Origin of the sequence: Melissospora conviva (genome assembly GCF_049523535.1) — a bacterium.
GTDB classification, from domain to species: Bacteria; Actinomycetota; Actinomycetes; order Mycobacteriales; family Micromonosporaceae; genus Melissospora; species Melissospora conviva.
Window position 1 is genome coordinate 193,546 of the sequence record NZ_JBLLDT010000001.1, and the last position, 21,551, is coordinate 215,096.

Sequence of the window (21,551 nt, forward strand, 5' to 3'; positions counted from 1 at the left end):
TCAGCGGTTGACCGGTTCCTTGGCGCGGTGGGTGGTCTTGCGCAGCAGGGCGGTGAACGGCTTGGTGAGCAGCAGCGCGACCAGCGACGCGATCACCACGCCGTAGAGGAAGCCGAAGACCACGTCGTGCGGGTAGTGCACACCCACGAAGACCCGGGAGAAGGCCGAGAGCATCCCGATGAGAAGGGCGATCCAGCCGAGCCGGCGGGAGAGGAGGAAGACCGCCGCCGCGAGCGCTCCGGCGATCGTGGAGTGGTTGCTGGGGAATGACCAGTCGCCGGTGGGCGGGCACTCCGAGGCGACGATGACCGCGTCGGCGAAGACACGGCAGGGCCGCTCCTGGTCCACGATCACCTTGAGGCCTTCACTGGCCGCGTACGCGATGACGACGCCGATGCCGGCGGCGCCGATCCGGGCCCAGCCGGGCGCCCCGCGTCCGAGGTACGGCCAGGCGGCCACCACGAAGAAGAGGGCGAGCAGGACGATCGAGAGTTCGGTGAAGTGCCCCATGGACCACTGCACCCACTCCGGTGTGGAGTTCGCCCAGTCGACGATGTCCCGGTACCACTCGCCGCTGATCTCGGGTACGTCGTCGCCGGGGTTCTCGCTCACCATGTCCTCCGTCGCCTCACCGCTGGAAGTGACGATCGTAATGCGCGCGGCTGGGCACCCGGCTCCGGGCCACGCGCCCGGAGCCGGACGGTTCAGTCGATCTCGAAGGAGCGCTTCGCGAGCCCGAACTGGTAGCCGTCGATCATCGTGCGGATCCGGGCGTCGGCGCGGTCGGCCGCCCCGAGGGTCACGAAGATCGGCGTGAAGTGCTCGACGGTGGGGTGCGCGTACGGCATGCCGGGTGCGGCGGAACGGTAGGCGGCGAGGGTGTCGACGTCGCCGCGGGCCAGCGCGTCGGCGGCCCACTGGTCGAACTCGACCGACCAGCCGGCGACTCCCCGGCCGCTGAACTGCTCCCGGGTCAGGAACGGCAGGCCGTGGGTGAGGAAGCCGGAGCCGATGACCAGCACCCCCTCCTCGCGCAGCGGGCGCAGCCGTCGGCCGATCTCCATCAGCCGGTCCGGCTCGTGGGTGGGCATGCTCATCTGGAGCACCGGTACGTCCCCGAGCGGGTACATGACCTTCAGCGGCACCCAGGCCCCGTGGTCGAGTCCGCGGCGCGGGTGCTCGTGCACCGGTTCGGTGTCGGGCATCAGGGCGGCGACGCGGCGGGCCAGGTCACCGGCGTCCGGGGTGGGGTAGGTCATCCGGTAGTAGGCGGGGTGGAAGCCGCCGAAGTCGTAGACGAGCGGGGTGCCGGCCGCCGACGCGGAGAGACTCAGCGGGGCGGACTCCCAGTGCGCGCTGACGATCAGGACGGCCTTGGGCTTGGGCAGCGACTGGCCCCAGGAGAAGAACTGCCGGATCCAGAGCGGGTCGTCGAAGACCGGGGGCGCGCCGTGGCCGAGGTAGAGGGCGGGCAGCGCCCCGTCGTCGGGCGTCCAGCGTCGCTGGGCGCGGCTGGCGGTGATCGCCTCGTCGAGGAACTCGGCGTAGGCGCCGGCCGGGACGGCGGGGTTCAGCAGGTCATTCATGGTGCTCCTCTCGCTGCTGCCACCAGCGTAGCCGAATAACTTGAAGCGTCAAGTAACCGGGTAGACTGGCGGCATGACGACGCCCACACCGCCCGGCGCGGAGCCGTCCCGCTGGCTCGACGCCGAACAGCAGCGGCACTGGCGGGCGCTCGCGGCCCTGCTGATCCGGCTGCCCGCAGCGCTCGACACCGACCTGCAGGAGCAGGCCGGCATCTCACACTTCGAGTACCTGGTCCTCTCCGCCCTCTCCGAGGCACCGGAGCGGACCCTGCGGATGAGTACGCTCGCCGGGTACACCAGCGCCTCGCTGTCGCGGCTGTCGCACGTCGTACGGCGGTTGGAGCAGCGCGACTGGGTGCGGCGCAGCCCCTGCCCGGACGACGGCCGCGCCACCAACGCCACCCTCACCGACGCCGGGTACGCCAAGGTCGCCGCGACCGCGCCGGGACACGTACGCACGGTCCGGGAACTGGTGATCGACGCCCTCGACCCGGAACAGCTACGCGACCTCGGAACGATCGCGGTCCGGGTCCTGGCCCGCGTCGACGGCGAACCCGACCCGGGCGGCCGCTGACGTCTCTCGTCGAGGCGGATGACTGCTGCGCGGGGAGCTGAGCCCTTTCCGCTCAGTCGTCAAGATTTTCAAGGAGCTGCGCAGCTACAGCTGGCGGCAAAATGGTTGACCAGATAATTTCGCCAGGTTCGGGCTTCAAATCTGCCACGCCATTAGGCTCTGGCATCCAGCTGTGGGGATCCACGCCTGGAACTGCATTGATGATAACCGCGAAGATTTTAGGGTCGGCAACGTTTTCTGCGCCGACCGCCAGGTAAGTTTCACCATCAGCAGCCCTGGCCAGAGCTGTGACTTTGTAGTTGTGCAGCTCTGCCTGGTAAGCGCAGCCGGTGCGAAGGGAGCGCGCGATTAGCTCGCAGATGATCCTGCGGATCTCTTTTTCCCAAGCGAACGCATGCTCTAGTTTAAGGCGTTTCCAGTCCCAGTCGTTGGGCAGCCATTTGTCGGATGAGCCGCCGGTGCGGCCGACAGTTGCGGCAAGGGCCGCATAAAAGTCGGCGGGATCGCCTTCGCGTCGATACCCACCAGCGCCAAGCCACCAGGGAGCAGCGCGGATCTGCGGGCCGGCATTCGTGTGGTCTGCTTCTGGAAGACGAGTTGCTGCCCCCCGCCAACGACCTTTCTTGACCTTGAAACATACGCGGTCTTTGAGGGTGGCGATCCTTTCAACACCGCCAGCCGCATGTGCTTCGGGCAGGCGCTGAGCCTCTGCGATCAAGTCGTGATTGAGGTTGCAGAGGGCCTCGGTAATTGGTGGAACTCGAACCTCAAGATCAGCCATGCAGGCACGCGTTGGCCGGACGGGCCTGGTCTCACTGCTCATTCTGATGAGCTTAGATGTCAAGCCCATTCAAAGCTAGCCATGTGTTCTAGCCGGCGTCGGGCATGCCGCCGTACTCGTCGAGTTGCTCAACTGGCACATCGGTAAGGAGTGAGACGGCGGACTTGGATGAACCGTCGAGTCGACTCAGAGCGGCTCGAATGCCCTCGTTGATCTCACTGCGGTGCGCATCGATGTATTCACGCACGGCGGCGTCGACAACATCCTTCTTGGCCTTGCCCAGGAAGTGAGCAGCGTGAGAGATGAGTTGATCAGTATCAACATCGACCTTGATGGGAGCGGACGTAGCGGCCATGGGCCCTCCTTCCGGTGATCACAGTACCTGGGTACCGAAGTACCCAGCAACACCGTTGACCAACGGGCCCAACGATACCGAGTAGGAGCGGATGCGGCGACCACGTTGCCAGGATGGGTACGGCAACAGGCGGGGTTCCAGGGTGAGAACGCCGAGTCGTAGTGACTTGTACGGGACGGTGCGCCTGGGGCGTTTGCGCCTGGTGAGGAAGTGGGTCGGCGACGTAGACGCCCTTTGCCCTGGCGGCCGTCGAGGAGTCCTTCGGCCTTCAGTAGAAGCATGGCGGAGCGGATGACCGTGTTACTGGCGTGGTAGTGCTCGCAGAGGGCGGCGAACGACGGCAGCTTGTCGCCCGGCTTCAACTGGCCGGAGCTGACCTGCTCGCGGATATCTCGGGCGACCTGCAGGTACGCGGCTTCAGGCATTGGTGGTGCTCCCAGCTTGGCGGCCGGGTCGTCCTGCCGTGGGTGCCCAGTCGCCGGGAACGGCAGATCGGGCGCCCACGGGACCTCAAGCGTCGGCAGGGAGGCGTGGTGACCAGGCCAAACGATGCAGCGGGCTCGACCGCGGATCCCGCGCGGGATCCGGACGACCACCAGCGGCAGGACAACAGCCGCCGGCGGGTCTCCTACGACGAGTACGTCCTGGCGGTGGCACTGACCCTCGCCCGCCGGCATCGGTCCGTCTGGTCATGGCAGCACTGGCGGCGCATCTAGGGCTGCGGAGGCGACCTCCCCTGTCGACAGCGGCACCGCATCCCGATCAACCGCGGCCACTGGCCGAGCCAGGATTTGCCACGATGACCACACACCTGCCGATCACACCGTCCTGGACGTGCGGCGGTTGCGGTGCCGACTGGCCCTGTCACACACGGCAGCGCGAACTGCGAGCGGAGTACGAGCGCGGCCCGGTGTCGTTGACCGTCTACCTGGCGGCCCAGTTCGTCGACGCGGCAGAAGATCTGGCCCACGTCCCCGCCGGTCGCCTGCGTCATCGCTTCCTCGGCTGGACCCGATGAGCATCCTCCGTCTCGGCGACGAGAGGTTCCACTACAGCGACGGCTCGCACCGATGGATCCCGCCGAGTCCTGATTACGAGCAGGAGGTCTGGGACGAGCAGGTCCGTCGGCACAAGCATGCCCACCTCAAGAACGAGCGCCCGAAGGTGCACATTCAACGTCTCGTCTGATCGGCGCGGACCGGCGCTCGTGACTCTGCGGGGCAGTGATGGTGATCAGAAGCGACTACCTTCGCGGCATGGGAATGCTCAAACCATGGCAACTGGTCGTCTCCACCCTGTGCTGCTTGCTGCCGATCGCCGCGGCGATCGCTGGTCGAGTCTGGGCGGTCCGACGAAACCGTTCTCCTCGTTGAGCCTGGCGACATGAAGGCGCCCTGAGGGTTGGCGCCGCCATCCGAACGGGAGTTCCCGGGATGGTGTCGTATCCGGGTGTGGCCGCTCGTGGAACCAGTGTGCGGCGGCCGGCCGGGTCGTCGGGAGGAGTCGGCAAAGGCCCTCGTCCGGGGGCTGGGAGGGGACAACCATGACTGAGTACCTGATCGCGTTCAACGACGAGTGGGTGGCCGAGCACACGGCGGAGCAGTTGCGCGCGAAGGGTGTGGCCGGCCGGGCGGTGATCGAGGAGATGCGGGCCGACGGCGTGCTGATCTTCAGCAACGGCGGGCTCGACCGGTCCACCGCGCTGTGCAGTGTCGAGGCGGTCGACGGCAAGCCTGTCTTCAGCGACGGCCCGTACGTCGAGACCAAGGAGCACCTCGGCGGTTTCGCCGTCGTGGACGTGCCCGACGATGCGACGGCCCGGTACTGGGCCGGCCGGCTCGCGACCGCGCTCGACTGGCCGCAGGAGGTGCACCGGTTCCGCGGCCCCGGGGAGGCCCGGCGCGACTGACTGAGCGCGGCCCTGAGACTCCGCCCGGGCGGCGACGGTAATCAAGAACGATCACCGTCGTCGCCCGACCAGCACCAGACTGCCCGAGGACACGCGGGCCGGCGGGAGCGCGGCCGGGTGAGGATCCGGAATCTGCGTTCGGCGAGACTTGTTCCGGTTTACCGTCATTTTCATGTTTCATTCACATTTGGTGGTGAAGCTCGCCGCGACCCTCCTCGCCCTCGCCGGCCCGCTCGCCCTCGCCGGCCCGCCCGCGCTCGCCGCCACTGCGGCCGCCGCGGAACCGGCACCGACTCCCTGCCCGTCCCTGGCCGTGGGACGCCCCGGCGCCTCGGCCACGCCGGCGCCGCCGGCGTTGGAGCAGTCGCGGCGGGAGGTCGGCGGGGCCGCGCTGGCCACCTCGGGCCTGGCGACGCCACCGGAGGCACCGGTGCCGCCGAAGGTCACCGCCACCTCCTGGCTGGTGGCCGACCTGACCAGCGGTGACGTCCTCGGCGCCTGCGGCCCGCACGAGTACGCCGTCCCCGCCAGTGTCCAGAAACTGCTCCTCGCCGCGGCCGTGCTGCCGAAGCTCGATCCGCAGCAGGTCGTCCAGGTGACCCGGGAGGACCTCGACTACGAGCCGGGCAGTTCGTCGATGGGGCTGGTCGAGGGGGGCCGGTACACCGTCGAGACGCTCTGGCTCGGACTGCTGCTCAACTCCGGCAACGACGCCGCGAACGTGCTCGCCCGGCTCGGCGGCGGGACCGGCGACGTCCGCGGCGGCCTGGCGGCGATGAACGCGAAGGCCGAGGAGCTGGGGGCGTACCAGACTCATGCGGCGACCCCGTCGGGCCTGGACGGGCCGGGGCAGTACACCAGCGCCTACGACCTGGCGCTGATCGCCCGGGCCTGCTTCGCGCAGGAGGACTTCCGCCGGTACGCCGCGACCCGCTCGGCGCAGGTGCCCGCGCAGCCGGCGCAGAAGGCCGAAGGGTACGAGATCTTCAACGACAACCAGCTGCTGCACCGCTATCCGGGGGCACTGGGTGGCAAGACCGGCTTCACCGACCTGGCCCGGCACACATTCGTCGGCGCCGCCGAGCGCGACGGCCGTACGTTGCTGGTGACCGTGCTCGGTGCGGAGTCGAATCCGGCGCGGGGCTGGCAGCAGGGGGCGGCGTTGCTGGACTGGGGATTCGGCCTGCCGGCCGATCTGTCGGTGGGGGAGCTGACGGGACCGCCGGGCGCATCGGTGAGCGCCGCGCCGGGACTCTCCGCGGTAGCCGGGGGGCAGGGCGAGCCGGGTGAACCCGCCGGGTTCGACCGGGCCGGGGTGCTCAGCCTCGCGGGGGTCGCGGCGGCGGCGGTCGCGCTGGTGCTGGTGCTGGCCTTCCGGATCCGCTACCCGCGGTAGGCCTCGGCCGGCGGTGGGCCTGACAGCGGTTCGTCCTGACCTGGCCGGCGGTTGCCACGCCCGGCGAGCGGTGGGCGTGGCAACCGGGGCGGTTCTCCTAGTGGGAGAAGGTGAAGCCCTCGCTGCGCAGCTTCGCCGAGGAGATCGGCACCAGCGGGGTGCGGATCTCCGCGCGGTAGGTCAGCTCCGGCAGCCCTTCGGCGGCGCAGATCTCGGCGAAGAACTCCCGGTTGGTCGGGGGCACTTCGGCGTCCGGTACGGCGTTGTAGACGCCGACCAGGTCGTTGCTGACCACGAAGTCGATCGCGGCCGCCGCGTCGCGGTAGTCGATGCGGTAGAGCAGGGCGTCACCGTCGAAGGGGACACTGCCGCCGAGCAGCTCGTGCGCCATCCGTACCCGGGCGGGGTAGTCGATGTCGCGCGGGTGGCCGTGCACGTCCGGGATGCGGATGGCCGCGCCGCGCGGGGTGGCGAGCACGGCGTCCTCACCGGCGATGAAGTTGCGCGGGGAGGCGTCGGCGTCGTCGGTCGTCGGGGTCGACTCGTCGATGACCAGACCGGTGCCGGCGCCGTACGACGAGACCGAGCTGACGAAGATGACCCGCGGGTGCACGGAGGCCGCGGTGGCCGCGGTGGCGGTGAGGGTGTCGGCGTACTCGGCGATGCGGGACTCGGCGTCGAACGAGCGGTTGAGCCGCGGGCTGACGGTCAGGACGACGGCGTCGGCGTCCTTGGTGGCGGCGGCGACGGCCTCCTTGTCGCTGCCCCGCAGGACGGCGACCTCGGCGCAGATCTGCTTGAGCTCGTCGACCCGGCTCGGGGAGGTGGTGGTGCCGGTGACGTGGTGCCCGGCGGCGCTCCAGCGTCGGGCGAGCTCCATGCCGACGTTGCCGCAACCAATGATGACGTAACGCAAAGGTACCTCCCAGGGAAACAGTGTTTCCAATCTGCCTGCTGCGCGCTCTGCGGGCAACCCCCCTTCCGTCTTGACGAGAGGGCCACAAGATGGAAACACTGTTACCAGAGCTGGTGGGCGCGTCCGAGGAGCGGTCGTCCCGTGCCGGTGTGACCTCGAGGGTGCCACGGGAGACCCATGGGTGTCACGACGAAGCCCAGGGTTGTCACGAGGCCCGCCGGCGGGGAGGGCCCACAGACCCGCGGTGGGCGAATCCCAGATGCAGAGACGCCGGAGCGGAATTCGACGACCACTTTCACCGCTCGGACCCGGCCACCGCAGGGATGGCGGATGGGCCCGCCCTTCGGCTGCGGTGAATTCCCGGCGGGATCGCCCGCGAGCCTCCTTTGCGTGGTGGCTGCGCTAAGTATCGGTCAATAGGAGCAACCCGTCACGCCCAGTGAACAGCGGCCCCCGGGTGGGCTGGATTGGGACACCGCTAAAGATCGCCTGGGTGGCATTCGTTTCCCGTCATTCGCGATTACCGACCATTCGGCCGGACCGATGCCCGCGCGCCGTACCTGCGCCCCATCGTCCCTGGTGGAGGAGGCTGCGCGCTGGATCCCTTGCGCTGTAAGGGTTTGCGCTCGAGCGCCGTCCGCCCGGCCCGATCGCCGTCGCGGAGAAGGCAAGCGCGGGCGGGGCCGATACGTCACGATGATCGAACTATCGTCGCGGGTAAAGGAGTTTTCCGGTCACGCGTAGTGTCACCCCGGCCGGCCCGCGCCGCCGGTGCGGACAAACCCGGAGCGGGCGGCGGGGGCGCCCGTTCTGCTTCGGATTTGTTTCTGCATGTGAGATGGGGTTTCTTTTCGCCCGTCCGGTGGTTGACAAGTTCCCCCGGTGGCGAGTTTATTAGCAACATCACAAGTAGAACGTTGTTCCACCATGGGAAACGACCTGTTCATCTTGTTGACGTTCCGACCCTCACCCCCGCACGAGAGGAACAACGGGCATAGATGAGAAACAGAGCGAGAGCTGCGGTGGTCGCCGGTGGGGCGCTTGCCGTCGGCCTGGTAGTCGGTAGCACCCCCACCCTGGCCTACGGTCCCACCGCAGGCGCCCTGGGCTGCGCGATCTACTTCGGAGACGGTAACAGCCCGTCGTCTCCGACCACCTGGAACGACACCTACAGCCTGACCCAGTCGCCGGCCACCCCGGCCCCGGGTCAGTCCGTAACCGTCACCTTCACCGCGCAGACCGGCTCGGCCAACGGCCCGGTTCCGCTGGAGGCCGGGATGGTGCCGGTCACCGTCAAGGTGGCGCTCGGCGGTTCCCAGAGCGGGACCGTCACCCTGAGCCACACCAACTACCCGAGCGCCACGGTTCCGGCCGGCGGTAACCTCGGCACCATCACCGCCACCGGCACGTACGTCGCCGGCGGCGCGGGTGCGGCCACCGCCACCGTCAACCAGGTGGTCATGTTCAACGCGCAGGCGGCGACGTACTGCTCGAAGGCGGGTGTCGCGAACCCGAAGGGTGCGCCCGAGGCGACCCAGATCGTCGAGGAGTTCAACGTCTTCGGCGGCAGCGCCAGCGTCAGCTCGATCACCGGCCAGAGCGTCACCACGCACGCCCGGGTCGGCAACACGATCAACTTCTCGGCGAGCGGCCTGAACGCGAACGCCAACCTCACCGCGAACCTGCAGGCCGTCGGCGGCGGCGGTACCCCGCAGGGTGCCGGCACCGGCACCACCGACGCCAGCGGCAACGGCACCGGCACCCTCCAGGTGCCGACCGGCGCCACCACCGGCGCCCGCAGCATCGTGGTCTCCGACGGCACCAACACGGTGACCGCCCCGATCACGATCCTCGGCGCTCCGACGCTCTCCATCACCCCCAACGGTGGCGGCTCCGGCACCGCGATCGCGGTCAGCGGCACCAACTGGAACCCGGGCTCCACCATCACCGTCGGTGGATACCAGGCCTTCCAGGGCGTTCCGCCGCCCCCGGCCACCTCGGACCCGTCGGTCACCGCGACCGCCTCGGCCAGTGGTGGTCTGACCACCACGTTCACGGTGAACGACCCGGCGACCAAGTACATCGGCGCGATGTCCGGCGCACAGTTCGCCACCGCGAACTGGGCTGCCTCGTCCGACGACTGCACCGCCAAGACCGGGTCGGCGACCACCGGGCAGTGCTCGCTGGACTACAACCTGTCCCAGACGATCAACGCCGGTAACCTCGCCATGTCCCGCGACGCGGGCAGCGGCAACGTCACCTTCTCGACGATCACCCTGAACGGCTCCGAGCAGGAGACCACCGGCAGCCTGCCGACGGTCACCGTGACCGACTTCCGCGGCAGCACCTTCGGGTGGAGCCTCACCGGTACGGTCACCGACTTCACCGGTACCCCCGGCGGAAGCATCAGCAAGGACAACCTCTCCTGGACGCCGTCCTGCGCGGCCACCGCGGGGGCGACCAACGCGGTCGTCGCCGTGGCCGGCAGCGAGGGTGCCGTGGACGGTGCCACGCTCTGCTCCGCTCCGATCGAGACCGACGGCACCGGTGGCAGCTTCGACGCCTCCGCCGCGCTCTCGCTGAACGTCCCGGCCCACCAGCTGGCCGGTAGCTACAGCGCCAAGCTCACGCTGACGCTGAGCTGATCGCAGCGTGGGCGGGGAGCGTCTCGACGCTCCCCCCCCACGCCACGTGACACCACCGGACGCCGTAGGCACCCGGTGCTCTCCTGGAAGGCGGATCAGACGTGCGGTCCCCCACCGTCGCGCTCCGACGACTCACCCTCATCCTGCTGGCCGGCGCCATCGCGCTGGTGGGCGCGCCGCTCGCGCCGGCCCACGCCGCCGGCAACGGCGAGTGGGCCGTCACCCCGACGCCGCCCAAGAAGCCGAGCCCGGCCCCGCGCCAGTACTTCTTCCTCGACGCCCGCCCCGGCACCACCATCACCGACTCGGTCCGGATCCAGAACCTGACCAAGGAGTCCAAGACCTTCGAGGTGTACGGGGCCGACGCCTACAACACCGAGCGCGACGGCGGATTCGGACTGCGGACCAAGATCCAGACCCACATCGGGATCGGGATCTGGACGAAGCTGCCAGTCGAGACCGTCACCGTGCCGCCCCGCCGCCAGGCCGACGTCCCCTTCACCATCACCGTGCCGCCCAACGCCACCCCCGGCGACCACGTCGGGGGCATCGTCGTGCTCGAGGCCGAGCCGAAGGGCCAGGTCGAACGGGACGGCGTCAACGTCGCCATCCAGCGCGCCGTCGCCGCCCGCGTCTACCTGACCGTCGCCGGCCCCGTCGTCCCGGGCCTGGCCGTCAGCGAACTCGAGGCCCACCGGCCGACGCCCCTGCTGCCGACCGTCGGCGACGGCACCATCGACTACCGAATCGAGAACACCGGCAACACGCACATCGCCCCGAAGATCACCATCACCTCGTCCGGCCTCTTCGGACACGAGGTACGCCAGACCACGCCGCTGCCGCAGCTCGACCTGATCCCCGGCGCGTCGGTGCAGATGACCGGCAAACTCGCCGGCATCTGGCCCGTCGACCTGGTGAAGGTGACGGTCGAGGCAGAGGGCTCGGAAGGCATCAGCGCCAGCCGTACCGACCGGGAGCTCGTCGTCGCCTGGCCGGTCCTGCTGCTCTTGCTGCTGATCGCCGCCGCCACGGCCTGGTGGATCCAGCGCCGCCGCCGCGCCCGGCGTCCGGTGCCGCGGGGCATGCGAAACAACAAGCAACTTGTGGAGGCGCGTTGAGAAACGCCGTACGAATGACGGTCCTGGGGACGTTGCTGCTCTCCCTGCTCTGGTCACCGACGGCGGCCGGAGCCGACGGCCTGCAGGCCCAGGTCTCCAAGCCCTCGGCCAGCGCCGGTGACGTGGTGGAGGTGACCGGCTCCGGCTGGCCCAGGAACGCCCTCATCCAGCTGACAACCTGCGGTGAACTGGCGGTGACCGGCTCGAGCGCCTGCGACATGCCCAGCGCCCTCGCCACCGGCATCCGCGACGACGGCACCTTCGCCGTCGACCTGCGCATGGGCACCCCGCCCCGGCCCTGCCCCTGCGTCATCCACGTCGCGGTTGTCGGCACCACCACCGTGGGCAACAAGACCCCCGCCCAGGTGGACATCCCGATCGAGATGCCCGACCAGCCCACCGCGCCGGTGCCGCAGGTCGGCACCGCCCCCGCCCGGCTGGAGGTGCTGGACGCCCGCCTGACCGGCGGCAACTCCGTCGCTGCCTGGTTCGGCGGATCGGTCACCCGCAAGCTCGTCTACACGGTCAAGAACCCCGGACCCGAGGCGCTGCAGAACCCGCCGCTGCAGGTCACGCTCGGCCGCAGTGGCGACGACGGCGGCCTGCCCACGCCGGCCACCACCAGCCTCGGCGCGGGCCAGACCCAGACGTACGAGGTCCCGGTCGAGTTCCCCTTCGCGGCCTTCGGCCGGTACGACGTCAAGGCCAGCCTCGCCGGCATGGGCAACGCGACGGTCACGCACCACGCGTACCCGTGGGGCCTGGTCCTGATCAACATCCTCGGCGTGGCGCTGGTGATCGGCGGAATCGTCTACCGGCTGCGGCTGAACCGGCCGGTGCAGACCGCGGTGCCGACGGCCGCCGGCGGCCAGCTGCTGCTGCCGTCCGTGGTCCGGCTGCCCTCGCTCGGGGCGCACCTGGTCTTCGACGACGCGCCGGGCAACTGGCGCCTGCGGCGACTCTCCGCGGGGCGGATCAGCAACGCCGCCCTGCTCGAACTGCTCGGCCTCCACGGCCAGGCCGTCCCCGGCGCGACCGGCGCCACGGCGGTCGACGTCGCGGAACCCCCGGGCAGTGGTGGTGACGAGGGCAGCCGCGCGGTGATCGACCTCGACGCCCTCGACGGTTTCCTCGCGAACCGGGGGGCCCTGTCCTGGGCCACCCCGACGCAGCTCTTCAAGGTCCCGAAACTCCGCTCCGCTAACGGAGTGGCGCCGGTGGATCCGGCCGGCGGAAAGCAGGAACAGTGAATTTGCGAAAGCTCGACATCTCCATCGCCACCCGGGCCGTCGCCGCGGCCGCGGTCGTGGTCATCGCCTTCGTCGGCTGCGACGCCGCGATGCCCGGTGCCATCGGCGGCAAGGGCGGCACCGGCGGCCTGGCCGCGGGCCCGGCGCCCGGCGTCAGCCAGGACTCGATCAAGGTGGTCTTCGTCGGCACCGACCTGACGGCGACCAAGGAACTCACCGGCTTCACCACCGCCGACACCGGCGACGGCAAGGCCCAGGTCCAGGCGATCCAGGAGTACATCAACGCCAACGGCGGCATCGGCGGGCGCAAGCTCGAGGCCATCTACCGCAACTACGAGGCGAGCAACGACTCCCCGGCCGAGGAGGAGAAGCTCTGCAACCAGATCACCCAGGACGACAAGGCGTTCGCGGTGGTGTTGACCGGTCAGTTCCAGAGCAACGCCCGGCCCTGCTACGCCCAGCGCAACACCCTGGTCCTCGACGCCACGCTGCTCGCCAGTGACAAGTCGACCTTCGACAGCCTGGCGCCGTACCTCTGGTCGGCGAGCTTCCCGGTCTACGACGACTTCGTCGGCGCGTTCATGACCAGCCTCAAGACCCAGGGCTTCTTCGAAGGCGCCTCGACCGTCGGCGTGGTCGCCGTGGACAACCCCGGCAACCGCAACGTCTACGCCTCGCTGGTGCAGCCCAAGCTCGCCGAGTACGGCGTTACCCCGACCATCGGCTGGGTCGACACCACCGACCTCGGCACGCTGAACATGGGCACCTCGCAGGCCGCCCTGGAGTTCCGCACCAAGGGCATCAAGCAGGTCTTCTTCCTCGGCGGCGCGCGGCTGGCCCCGTTCTTCATGACCTCCGCCGCCGCCCAGGAGTACACGGCCCGGTACGCGGTCAGCAGCTTCGACAACCCCACCTGGATGGTCGCCAACACCGCGACCGTGCCGCCGGCGGCGCTCAAGGGCATGGTCGGCATCGGCTTCAACCCGGGCCAGGACGTGCCGGACAGCCAGTACCCGTTCCCGTCCACCGACGCCGAGCGGGAGTGCGTGGGCATCTTCGCCTCGGCGGGGATCTCCTTCGAGACCCGCGAGAACGCCCGTGTCGCGCTCACCTACTGCGACTCGGCGCGCCTGCTGAAGGCGGCCGCGGCGAAGATCAGCGGTGACCTGAACGCGGCGACCTTCTCGTCGGCGGCCCAGTCGCTGGGCAACGAGTACCAGCCCTCGAGCAACTTCGGCGGCAGCGCCGGCCCCGGCCGGTACGTCATCGCGGGCACCTACCGGCAGATGGCCTACGACGAGCAGTGCAACTGCTTCACGTACAACGGTCCGGAGGTGCCCTTTGTCTCCTGACTCGCAACCCGCCCTCGCCTGCGCCGGCATCAGCAGCTCCTACGGGCCCGTACAGGTCCTCTTCGACGTCGACCTGCGCGTCGGCGAGGGGGAGATCGTCGGCGTCTGCGGCCCGAACGGGGTCGGCAAGACCACCCTGCTGCGGGTCCTCTCCGGTGTGCAGCGCGCCTCCGGCGGCGTGGTGCACCTCAACGGCAACGACATCACCACCACCTCGGCGACCCGCCGGGTCAAGCTCGGACTGACCACTGTGGTGGGGCAGGCCGCGTTCGGCTCCCTGTCGGTGCACGAGAACCTGCGCGCCCACGGGCACGCCCTCGGCCGGGAGCGCGGCGAGCTCAACGACTCCATCGACGCGGTCTTCAACATCTTTCCCCGCCTCGACGAGCGCCGCGACCAGGCGGCCGCGACGCTCTCCGGGGGTGAGCGGCAGATGCTGGTGCTGGCCAAGACCCTTATCCAGCGGCCCCGGGTGGTGCTCATCGACGAGCTCTCGCTGGGGCTGGCGCCGGTCGTCGTCGGCGGACTGCTGGAACTCATCCGTCGCATGGCCTCGCTCGGCACCTCCTTCGTGGTCGTCGAGCAGTCGGTCAACGTGGCCCTGTCGCTGGTGGACCGCATGTACTTCATGGAAAAGGGCGCGTTCATCGCCGAGCACACACCGGCGGAGCTGCGCGCCCAGCCGGGCCTGGTGGAGAAGCTGATGCTCGGCGGTGGCCACTGATGACCCTCGCGGGATTCGACTTCGGCCTCGACCGGATCATCATCGGCCTCTTCACCGGTCTGACCTACGGTCTGCTCGCCGTCGGCCTGGTGCTGGTCTACCGGTCCAGCCGCTTCATCAACTTCGCGCACGCCTCGATCGGTGTGCTCGGCGCCGCGGTGCTCGGCCGGCTCGTCAACGACGAGGGCATGAACTACTGGCTGGCGTTCCCGCTGGCGATGCTGGTCTCCGGCGGGGTCGGCGCGCTGATCGAGGCCGGGCTGGTCCGGCGGCTCAAGGGCCGCCCCCGGGTGATCGGCATGGTCGTCACCCTGGGCCTGTCGCAGTTCGTGCTGGTGCTGGCGCTGCTGCTCAATCCGCAGGGACTCAGCGGCCTGACCTTCCCGAAGCCGCCGGCGATGCCGTCGTTCACGATCGGCAACACGCCGGTGGGCCCGGCGTACATGGCGATGCTGCTCCTCACGCCGGTGCTCCTGGTCGGCCTGGCGCTCTTCCTCAAGCGCACCCGGTTCGGCATCGCCATCCGGGCCGCCGCCGACAACCCGGACGCCGCGACGATCAACGGCATCAGCGCGCCCCGGATGGCCACCCTGGCCTGGGGCCTCGCCGGTGCCGTCGCCGCCTTCTCCTCCATCCTGGTGATGCCGAGCCAGGGCACCCAGTCGATCGACACGCTCGGCCCGGACCTGCTGCTCAAGGGTCTGGCCGGTGCGGTCATCGCCCGGCTGGCGTCCATCCCGATCGCCTTCGCCGCCTCGCTCGGCATCGGCGTGATGGAGCAGATCCTGCGCTCCTCGCCGACCGGCGCCGGCCTGGTCGAGGTGGTTCTCGGACTCTCCATCCTGATCGTGCTGCTGCGCCAGCCGCGGCTGGGCCGGATGGAAGAGGTGGAGAGCTGGGGCCTGCTCGGCGCGGCCCGCGCCAAGCCCGGCGTCCACAACCCGTACACCCTGCCGCTGACCATGGCCGGTTTCGCGCTCGCGGCCGGCCTCGCCTACCTGGTCAGCAACGAGACCGCCTCGGCGATGACCAGCGTCATCGGGTACGCCCTGGTCGGCCTCTCGGTCCTGCTGGTCACCGGCGTCGCCGGTGAGCTCTCCCTGGGTCAGTTCGCCTTCGCCGGTATCGGCGCGACCATCTCGGTCCGCGTGGGGGAGGCGAGCGGCAACTTCTTCATGGGGGTGGTCGCCGGCTGCACCGCGGCGGCGCTCGCCGCGGCCATCGTCGGCATTCCGGCGCTGCGGCTGCGGGGCCTGGCGCTGGCCGTCACCACACTGGCCTTCGCGCTGGCGACCAGCGCCTGGCTGCTGCGGCAGGACTGGATGCTCGGCTCCGGCCAGCCCAGCCCGAAGCCGAGCTGGACCGGTTACACCCTGGACCTCGCCAAGGACTACTACCTCTTCGCCCTGCTGATGCTGGCGCTGGGGTTGTGGCTGACGGCGAACCTGCGGCGCAGCGGCTTCGGCCGGGTGCTGGTGGCGATGCGCGACAACGAGGACGCCGCCCGCGCCTTCACCGTCGCCGCCCCGGTGCGCAAACTCCAGGCGTACGCGGTCGCGGGTGCCATCGCCGGCCTCGGCGGCGTGGTCATCGGCCACGGCCAGACCTCGCTGACGGTCAACAGCTTCCCTGCCAACGCGAGCATCGACGTGGTGGCGCTGGTCGTCGTCGGCGGCATGGGGCTGCTCGCCGGTCCGCTCCTCGGGGCGCTGATCATCATCGGCATTCCGGCCTTCCTGCCGCTCGGCATCCTCGGGCAGGCGGTGCTCACGCTCGCCTGGCTGCTGGCGGTGGTGCTGCTGCCGACCGGTGTCGGCGGCGCGCTGATGGGGCTCAAGGAGTCCTGGGCGAGCCGGTTCCGCAAGCGGCGTCCGGCCGTCGACGCCGATGCCACCCCGGCCGCCCCGGCTGCCGGCAGCACCGACACCGCCTGGCGGATCAACGCGATCCCGGAGCGGACCGAGCCGCTGCCGAGGATGGTGGCGAACAAGCCGCTGCTGCAGGTGCAGGGCATCAAGCGTTCCTTCGGCGGTGTGCACGCCGTCCGCGGGGTGACCTTCGACGTCCGTCAGGGCGAGGTGGTCGGCATCATCGGCCCGAACGGCGCCGGCAAGACCACGCTGTTCGAGATCATCGCTGGCTTCACCGACCCGGACGGGGGGTCGGTCACCTTCAACGGCAAGCCGGTGACCCGGATGACCCCGCAGAAGCGGGCCGGTCTCGGCCTGGCGCGTTCCTTCCAGGACGCCCGGCTCTTCTCGACGCTGACGGTGCTGGAGACGGTGATGACCGCCGGCGAGCGCACGGCGCCCAGCGGCCTCGGCGTGGCGGCCCTGGGCGCCCACGGCAACGAGACCGTCAAGGCGGAGCGGGCCCGGGAGCTGATCGACCTGATGGGCCTCGGCGCGATGGTCGACAAGCAGGTCGGCGAGCTCTCCACCGGCACCCGCCGGGTCGTCGAGCTGACCTGTCTGCTCGCCCTGGACCCGGTGCTGCTGCTGCTCGACGAGCCCTCCTCCGGTGTGGCGCAGGCCGATGGCCCGGCCCTCGGCGAACTGCTGCGCCGGGTCAACAAGGAGACCGGCGTCTCGCTGGTGGTCATCGAGCACGACCTGCCCCTGCTGGCGCACATCGCGGACCGGCTCATCGCGATGGACACCGGCCGCATCATCGCTGACGGCGAGCCCGACGAGGTCCGCGCCCACCCTGACGTGGTGCGCTCCTACCTCGGTACGGACGACGCCGCCGTGCAGCGCTCGAACCCGATTCTCGTTCCATAACCAGGAGGTGAACGTGAAGGCAACCCCCATGCGGCGGCTCGCGGCGCTGGCCGCAGCGGTCGTCGTGCTACTGGGCCCGGCATCGCTCTTCGGAGCTGCGCCGGCCTACGCGGCAGCCAGTCTGACCGTCAGCAAGACCACTGGGCTCAAGGACGGTGACCGGGTCACCGTCAACGGCAGCGGCTTCAGCCCCAACATGAAGCAGATCGCGGTCGGTCAGTGCAAGGCCGGGATGAAGGGCCCGAGCGACTGCAACCTCGCCGGTGGTGCGACGTTCGTCAACGCCGACGCCAGCGGCAAGATCCCGACGGTCACCCTGTCGGTGAAGGAGAAGTTCGGCTCCTTCGACTGCACGCAGATCAAGTGCATCATCGGGGCGCAGATCCTGCCCCAGGCCGGCACCCCGGCCGAGGTCGCGGCGAACACCTCGATCGTCGAGATCAGCTTCGGTGGCGCCGCTCCGGCGCCGAAGAAGACCACTCCCGCTCCGGACAAGACCACGCCGACCGCCGCCGGCGGCGGCAAGAACGACGACACCCTGCCCACCACCGGCCCCGGCGACGAGTACATCGTCGTGCTGCTCGCCGGCACCGCGCTGCTGCTGCCCGGTGTTGCAATGCTGCTGATGATGCCGTCGCGGCGTCGTACCGCCTGAGGGAGAGTCAATGAGACCTACTTTGTTGTCCAGCGGAGCGGCCGGTGTGGCTGCGCTGCTGCTGGCGATGGGCGGACCGGCGCTCGCCAACCCGGGGGATCCCACGGGGGAGCCGATGGAGGCGGCCGCGGAACCCGCGGGCGTCGCCGCCGCTGCCGCCGGGCCGTACGGTCCGACATCCCTGCAGTTGAAGTGCAAGACGCTCAGCAGTCTCTCCGACTGGACCGCCGAACACACCCTGACGGTGTCGCCGGCGAATCCGACCACCGATGACGACATCGTGGTGACCTACAGCTTCACGGCGGGCCCGACCAACGGTCCGGTGCCGGTGCCGGCCGGCGATCTGACGCCGAAGGCCACGCTGGTGGCCGGGGGCGAGTGGGATGCCGAGACCCAGCTGACCGGCCCGGCCTACGGCGCGATCGGGTCGTTCGAGGCGATGCCCGGTGCGACGTTGACCGGGAGCTTCTGGGTCGAAGAGCCGGGGCAGATGACCCTCACCGTGGCGAACGTCCTGTTCGACCACAGTGTGGTGGACACCCACTGCAACAGCGGGGCGGACCCGGTGACCTCGCCGCAGGCGACGCCGATCTCGATCAGCCTCACCATCGGCGAGGGAAGCGGCGACCCCCGCCCGACCCCGACCCCTACGCCGACCGGGGAGCCCACCCCCACCCCGACCGCGTCTGCCTCGCCCACCGCCGCCCCGAAGCCCACCGAGGAGGAGGAAGCGGACACCCCCGCGAAGCCCTTCGGGCCGAAGAAGGTGGCGTTGAAGTGCAAGACGCTCTCCTCGCTGTCGGACTGGGAGGCGACGCACACGCTGACGATGTCGCCGGAGAACCCCGGCCGCAACGCCAACGTGAAGATCACCCTCACCTACGACAAGGGCCCGACCAATGGTCCGGTCCCGGTCGGTGCGGGTGAGCTGGTGCCGAAGGCGACCGTGAAGGTCGGCGGTGTCTCCGGTGGCACCGTGGAGCTGGCTGGTCCGGCGTACGGATCGATCAACCCAGAGACGGCGATCCCGGGCTCTACCCTGACCGGCAACTTCGTCGCCAAGGACCCGGGCCTGGTCACGCTGACCGTCGCGACGTTCCTCTTCGACCACGCGGTGGTGGACACCTTCTGCAACAGCGGTGCCGACCCGGAGACGGGCCCGAAGGACACGGAGATCGTCGCCGAGTTCACGGTGAAGAAGAAGGAAGCCGCCAACCCGGGTACGCCCGGCGGCGGCGGCGGTGGCGGCGGCAACGGCACGCTGCCGGTGACCGGTGCCGGTGGCCCGTGGATGCTGCTGCTCTGGGCGACGGCGCTGCTGCTGCCCGGTGTCGGGCTGATGCTGTGGCTTCCGACGCGCAAGCGGCGGACGGCCGGGATCTGATCCCACCCCGCTGATCCGGCGCTCGTCGCCGGTACGTGACAGACGGCGGCGGTTCCCCTCGGGGAGCCGCCGCCGTCCGGCGTTCGCCGACGGACAGCCGCCGGCCGATCAGTCCTCAGTCGACGACGTAGTCGACGACGACGCGACTGGTGAGCAGCGGGCGCAGCCAGCCGCCGAACTCCACGTGCGCCGGGTGGGCCTGATACGCCTGCAGCTCCTCGACGTCACGGTGCGTGGTCGTCAGGCACAGGTCGTACGAAACCGGACTGCGTACGACGTCGATTCCGACGTGAAGCGAGCGGATCTCAGAAATCTTGGCCGTCAAGACTTCCAATCTGGCCTTGGCTTCTGGGATGTTGGCAGTGTCGGCGAACTTCATCAGCACCACATGGGTCAGCACTGGCGCGAACCTCCTTCTCGGGTCGGGTTGTCCCCGCCGAACGGCTCTATTGCGAACGGCCCGGCGAGTGTATGTTTGGGAAACAGTGTTTCGCTAGGGGAACCAAGCCGGGGTGCTGGTCGCCGAGAGGGGAAACGTATGGCACGGGTCAGGGTCGCCGCCGTCCAGTACGCAGCAGGGCAGGACGTGGCCGCCAACCTCGCCACCACGCTCCGCATGATCGATGAAGCGGCGGCAGCGGGAGCGCAGCTCATCGTGCTGCCGGAGTTCTGCAACCACCTGTCGTGGTACACCGACCGGCAGCAGGCGCACGAGATCGCGACACGGCCCGGGGACGAGTTCCTCACCGCCGTTGCGCAGCGCGCCGCGCAGCACGGGGCCTACATCAAGGTCAACGTCACCCACGCGTACCCGGACGGGCGCACCGGCGGCACCAACTTCCTCTTCGACCCGGCCGGCGAGATCATCGGCAGCTGCGACAAGCAGTCGCTGATGGGCGCCGAGAACGACCACCTCGACCCCGGCACCGAGATCGGCCCGGTCGTCGACACCCCGCTCGGCCGCCTCGGCATGTACGCCTGCTTCGAGGGCGTCATCAACGAGGTCACCCGGGGCATGGCGCTGCGCGGGGCCCAGGTCCTGCTCAACAGCCTCAACTCCTTCGCCCTCGACGAGGCCGACCTGCACATCCCGGTCCGCGCCGCCGAGAACAAGGTCTGGGTCGTCGCAGCCAACAAGGTCGGCTCGCTGCTGCCCGAGGAGCACCTGCCGGCGATGAGCGCCAACCTCGGCGTGCCGCCGGAGTGGCTGCACGGTGCCGGCGAGAGCCAGATCGTCGCCCCCGACGGCACCGTCGTGGCGAAGGGCCCGCGCACCGGCGAAGCCGTGGTCATCGCCGACATCGACCCCGACGCCGCCGACGACAAGCGTCGCCCCGACGGCCTCGACATCTTCGCCGGCCGCCGCCCCGAGCTCTACGGCCCGATCGCCGCCGAGCCGCTCGGCCGTCGCCGCCCCGCCGGCGCCGCCGCGCTGCCGGTCGCCGTGGTCCGCACCGACGACCCCGCACAGACCGAGAAGCTCGTCGCCGCGGCCGCCGCCGACGGCGCGCAGCTGCTGGTCCTGCCGGCCGGCGACCCCGAGTCCGTCGCCCGCGGCCTGGCCGGCACCGACGCGTACGCCGTCACCACCGTCGACGGCGGCCGCACCGGCGTGCTCGTCAACGCCGCCGGCGAGCAGGGCCGGCAGCGGCAGCTGCACAGCGCCGACGGCGCCGACGAGCTGGAGATCTTCGAACTGCCCTGGGGCGCGCTGGCGATCATCGCCGGGGAGGACTCCATCTACCCGGAGACGTTCCGGCTCGCGGCCATCGCCGACGCCGACGTCGTCGCGGTGCCGTTCACGCCGGTCGAGGAGTGGGAGCTGAGCCTCGGCCTGCCCGAGCGGGCCGCCGAGAACCGGCTCAACGTGATCGCCGCCAGCCCGCTGGGCAGCCCCGCCGCGATCTACGCGATGAGCCCGGACTTCACCCTCTGGACCAAGTGGGAAGGGCCGTTCACCGGCCGGATCAGCTCGCCCGTCACCACCACCGTGCCGGCCGACGCGGCCGTCGCGCACGCGAGCGTCGCACCGGCCCAGGCCACGAACCGCAACGTCTCCCGCCGTACCGATCTCGTCGACGGCCGCCCGTGGCGGCTGCTCGACGCCCTGACGACCAAGTAGAGGA

At 70.1% G+C, this 21,551-nt stretch carries 21 protein-coding genes and 1 pseudogene; 15 read left to right on the plus strand and 7 right to left on the minus strand.

Translation table 11 applies throughout. The features are described from left to right. The gene (locus ACK8GG_RS01010) at window positions 1–612 is read right to left on the minus strand and encodes a phosphatase PAP2 family protein (RefSeq protein ID WP_440352173.1); all 612 of its coding nucleotides are present in this window, start codon (window positions 610–612) and stop codon (window positions 1–3) included. Window positions 613–704: 92 nt separating this feature from the next. Beyond that, window positions 705–1,586 (minus strand): dioxygenase family protein, encoded by an 882-nt coding sequence (locus ACK8GG_RS01015; RefSeq protein WP_440352172.1) that lies wholly within the window; start codon window positions 1,584–1,586, stop codon window positions 705–707. Between the two features lie 73 nt (window positions 1,587–1,659). Between ACK8GG_RS01015 and ACK8GG_RS01020 the strand changes: the two genes are divergently transcribed. Continuing rightward, the gene (locus tag ACK8GG_RS01020; RefSeq protein ID WP_440352171.1) at window positions 1,660–2,160 is read left to right on the plus strand and encodes a MarR family winged helix-turn-helix transcriptional regulator; all 501 of its coding nucleotides are present in this window, start codon (window positions 1,660–1,662) and stop codon (window positions 2,158–2,160) included. A 52-nt stretch (window positions 2,161–2,212) separates the two neighbouring features. On the opposite strand, the gene ACK8GG_RS01025 is transcribed toward ACK8GG_RS01020, so the two are convergent. The 3 genes and pseudogenes from ACK8GG_RS01025 to ACK8GG_RS01035 form a co-directional block, all read right to left on the minus strand. Then, window positions 2,213–2,941 carry a hypothetical protein gene (locus ACK8GG_RS01025; protein ID WP_440352170.1) on the minus strand — a complete coding sequence of 243 codons (729 nt, stop codon included), beginning with the start codon at window positions 2,939–2,941 and terminating at the stop codon, window positions 2,213–2,215. An 88-nt stretch (window positions 2,942–3,029) separates the two neighbouring features. After that, window positions 3,030–3,296, minus strand: coding sequence for a hypothetical protein (locus ACK8GG_RS01030; RefSeq protein WP_440352169.1), 267 nt, complete (start codon window positions 3,294–3,296; stop codon window positions 3,030–3,032). Window positions 3,297–3,501: 205 nt separating this feature from the next. Beyond that, a pseudogene (locus tag ACK8GG_RS01035) lies at window positions 3,502–3,721 on the minus strand (winged helix-turn-helix domain-containing protein); the annotation flags it as partial. Window positions 3,722–3,829: 108 nt separating this feature from the next. On the opposite strand from ACK8GG_RS01035, the gene ACK8GG_RS01040 reads away from it, so the two are divergent. From ACK8GG_RS01040 to ACK8GG_RS01060, 5 genes are all read left to right on the plus strand, one after another. Then, complete coding sequence (locus tag ACK8GG_RS01040; protein WP_440352168.1) at window positions 3,830–4,012, plus strand: hypothetical protein; 183 nt, start codon at window positions 3,830–3,832, stop codon at window positions 4,010–4,012. An 83-nt stretch (window positions 4,013–4,095) separates the two neighbouring features. Continuing rightward, complete coding sequence (locus ACK8GG_RS01045) at window positions 4,096–4,314, plus strand: flavin reductase (protein ID WP_440352167.1); 219 nt, start codon at window positions 4,096–4,098, stop codon at window positions 4,312–4,314. Beyond that, window positions 4,311–4,484: a hypothetical protein gene (locus tag ACK8GG_RS01050; protein WP_440352166.1), complete on the plus strand. Its 174-nt coding sequence runs from the start codon at window positions 4,311–4,313 to the stop codon at window positions 4,482–4,484. The genes ACK8GG_RS01045 and ACK8GG_RS01050 overlap by 4 nt, the downstream gene beginning before the upstream one ends. Before the next feature lie 355 nt (window positions 4,485–4,839). Next, a complete protein-coding gene (locus ACK8GG_RS01055) occupies window positions 4,840–5,205 on the plus strand; it encodes a YciI family protein (RefSeq protein WP_440352165.1) in 366 nt (121 codons plus the stop codon). A gap of 172 nt (window positions 5,206–5,377) precedes the next feature. Next, entirely contained in the window at window positions 5,378–6,601 is a 1,224-nt protein-coding gene (locus tag ACK8GG_RS01060) for a D-alanyl-D-alanine carboxypeptidase family protein (RefSeq protein WP_440354459.1), read from the plus strand. Window positions 6,602–6,698: 97 nt separating this feature from the next. Here ACK8GG_RS01060 and ACK8GG_RS01065 read toward each other — a convergent pair whose 3' ends face one another. Next, window positions 6,699–7,517 (minus strand): NAD(P)-binding domain-containing protein, encoded by an 819-nt coding sequence (locus ACK8GG_RS01065; RefSeq protein WP_440355289.1) that lies wholly within the window; start codon window positions 7,515–7,517, stop codon window positions 6,699–6,701. 998 nt (window positions 7,518–8,515) lie between these two features. Here ACK8GG_RS01065 and ACK8GG_RS01070 point away from each other — a divergent pair. From ACK8GG_RS01070 to ACK8GG_RS01105, 8 genes are all read left to right on the plus strand, one after another. After that, a complete protein-coding gene (locus ACK8GG_RS01070; protein ID WP_440355290.1) occupies window positions 8,516–10,162 on the plus strand; it encodes a WxL domain-containing protein in 1,647 nt (548 codons plus the stop codon). Window positions 10,163–10,263: 101 nt separating this feature from the next. After that, the gene (locus tag ACK8GG_RS01075; protein WP_440355291.1) at window positions 10,264–11,280 is read left to right on the plus strand and encodes a WxL protein peptidoglycan domain-containing protein; all 1,017 of its coding nucleotides are present in this window, start codon (window positions 10,264–10,266) and stop codon (window positions 11,278–11,280) included. Continuing rightward, the gene (locus ACK8GG_RS01080; protein ID WP_440355292.1) at window positions 11,277–12,530 is read left to right on the plus strand and encodes a hypothetical protein; all 1,254 of its coding nucleotides are present in this window, start codon (window positions 11,277–11,279) and stop codon (window positions 12,528–12,530) included. Before ACK8GG_RS01075 ends, ACK8GG_RS01080 begins: the two co-directional genes overlap by 4 nt. Continuing rightward, window positions 12,527–13,882, plus strand: coding sequence for an ABC transporter substrate-binding protein (locus ACK8GG_RS01085; protein WP_440352159.1), 1,356 nt, complete (start codon window positions 12,527–12,529; stop codon window positions 13,880–13,882). The genes ACK8GG_RS01080 and ACK8GG_RS01085 overlap by 4 nt, the downstream gene beginning before the upstream one ends. Further along, on the plus strand, window positions 13,872–14,606 hold the full coding sequence (locus ACK8GG_RS01090; RefSeq protein ID WP_440355293.1) for an ABC transporter ATP-binding protein: 735 nt from the start codon (window positions 13,872–13,874) through the stop codon (window positions 14,604–14,606). The genes ACK8GG_RS01085 and ACK8GG_RS01090 overlap by 11 nt, the downstream gene beginning before the upstream one ends. After that, on the plus strand, window positions 14,606–17,386 hold the full coding sequence (locus tag ACK8GG_RS01095) for an ABC transporter permease subunit (RefSeq protein WP_440352157.1): 2,781 nt from the start codon (window positions 14,606–14,608) through the stop codon (window positions 17,384–17,386). The genes ACK8GG_RS01090 and ACK8GG_RS01095 overlap by 1 nt, the downstream gene beginning before the upstream one ends. A gap of 13 nt (window positions 17,387–17,399) precedes the next feature. Further along, complete coding sequence (locus ACK8GG_RS01100; RefSeq protein WP_440354455.1) at window positions 17,400–18,041, plus strand: neocarzinostatin apoprotein domain-containing protein; 642 nt, start codon at window positions 17,400–17,402, stop codon at window positions 18,039–18,041. 10 nt (window positions 18,042–18,051) lie between these two features. Next, the gene (locus ACK8GG_RS01105) at window positions 18,052–19,425 is read left to right on the plus strand and encodes a hypothetical protein (RefSeq protein WP_440355294.1); all 1,374 of its coding nucleotides are present in this window, start codon (window positions 18,052–18,054) and stop codon (window positions 19,423–19,425) included. Window positions 19,426–19,540: 115 nt separating this feature from the next. On the opposite strand, the gene ACK8GG_RS01110 is transcribed toward ACK8GG_RS01105, so the two are convergent. Continuing rightward, window positions 19,541–19,825 carry a Dabb family protein gene (locus ACK8GG_RS01110; protein ID WP_440352154.1) on the minus strand — a complete coding sequence of 95 codons (285 nt, stop codon included), beginning with the start codon at window positions 19,823–19,825 and terminating at the stop codon, window positions 19,541–19,543. Between the two features lie 138 nt (window positions 19,826–19,963). Between ACK8GG_RS01110 and ACK8GG_RS01115 the strand changes: the two genes are divergently transcribed. Next, window positions 19,964–21,547 carry a nitrilase-related carbon-nitrogen hydrolase gene (locus tag ACK8GG_RS01115; protein ID WP_440352153.1) on the plus strand — a complete coding sequence of 528 codons (1,584 nt, stop codon included), beginning with the start codon at window positions 19,964–19,966 and terminating at the stop codon, window positions 21,545–21,547. Window positions 21,548–21,551: the final 4 nt, after the last annotated feature.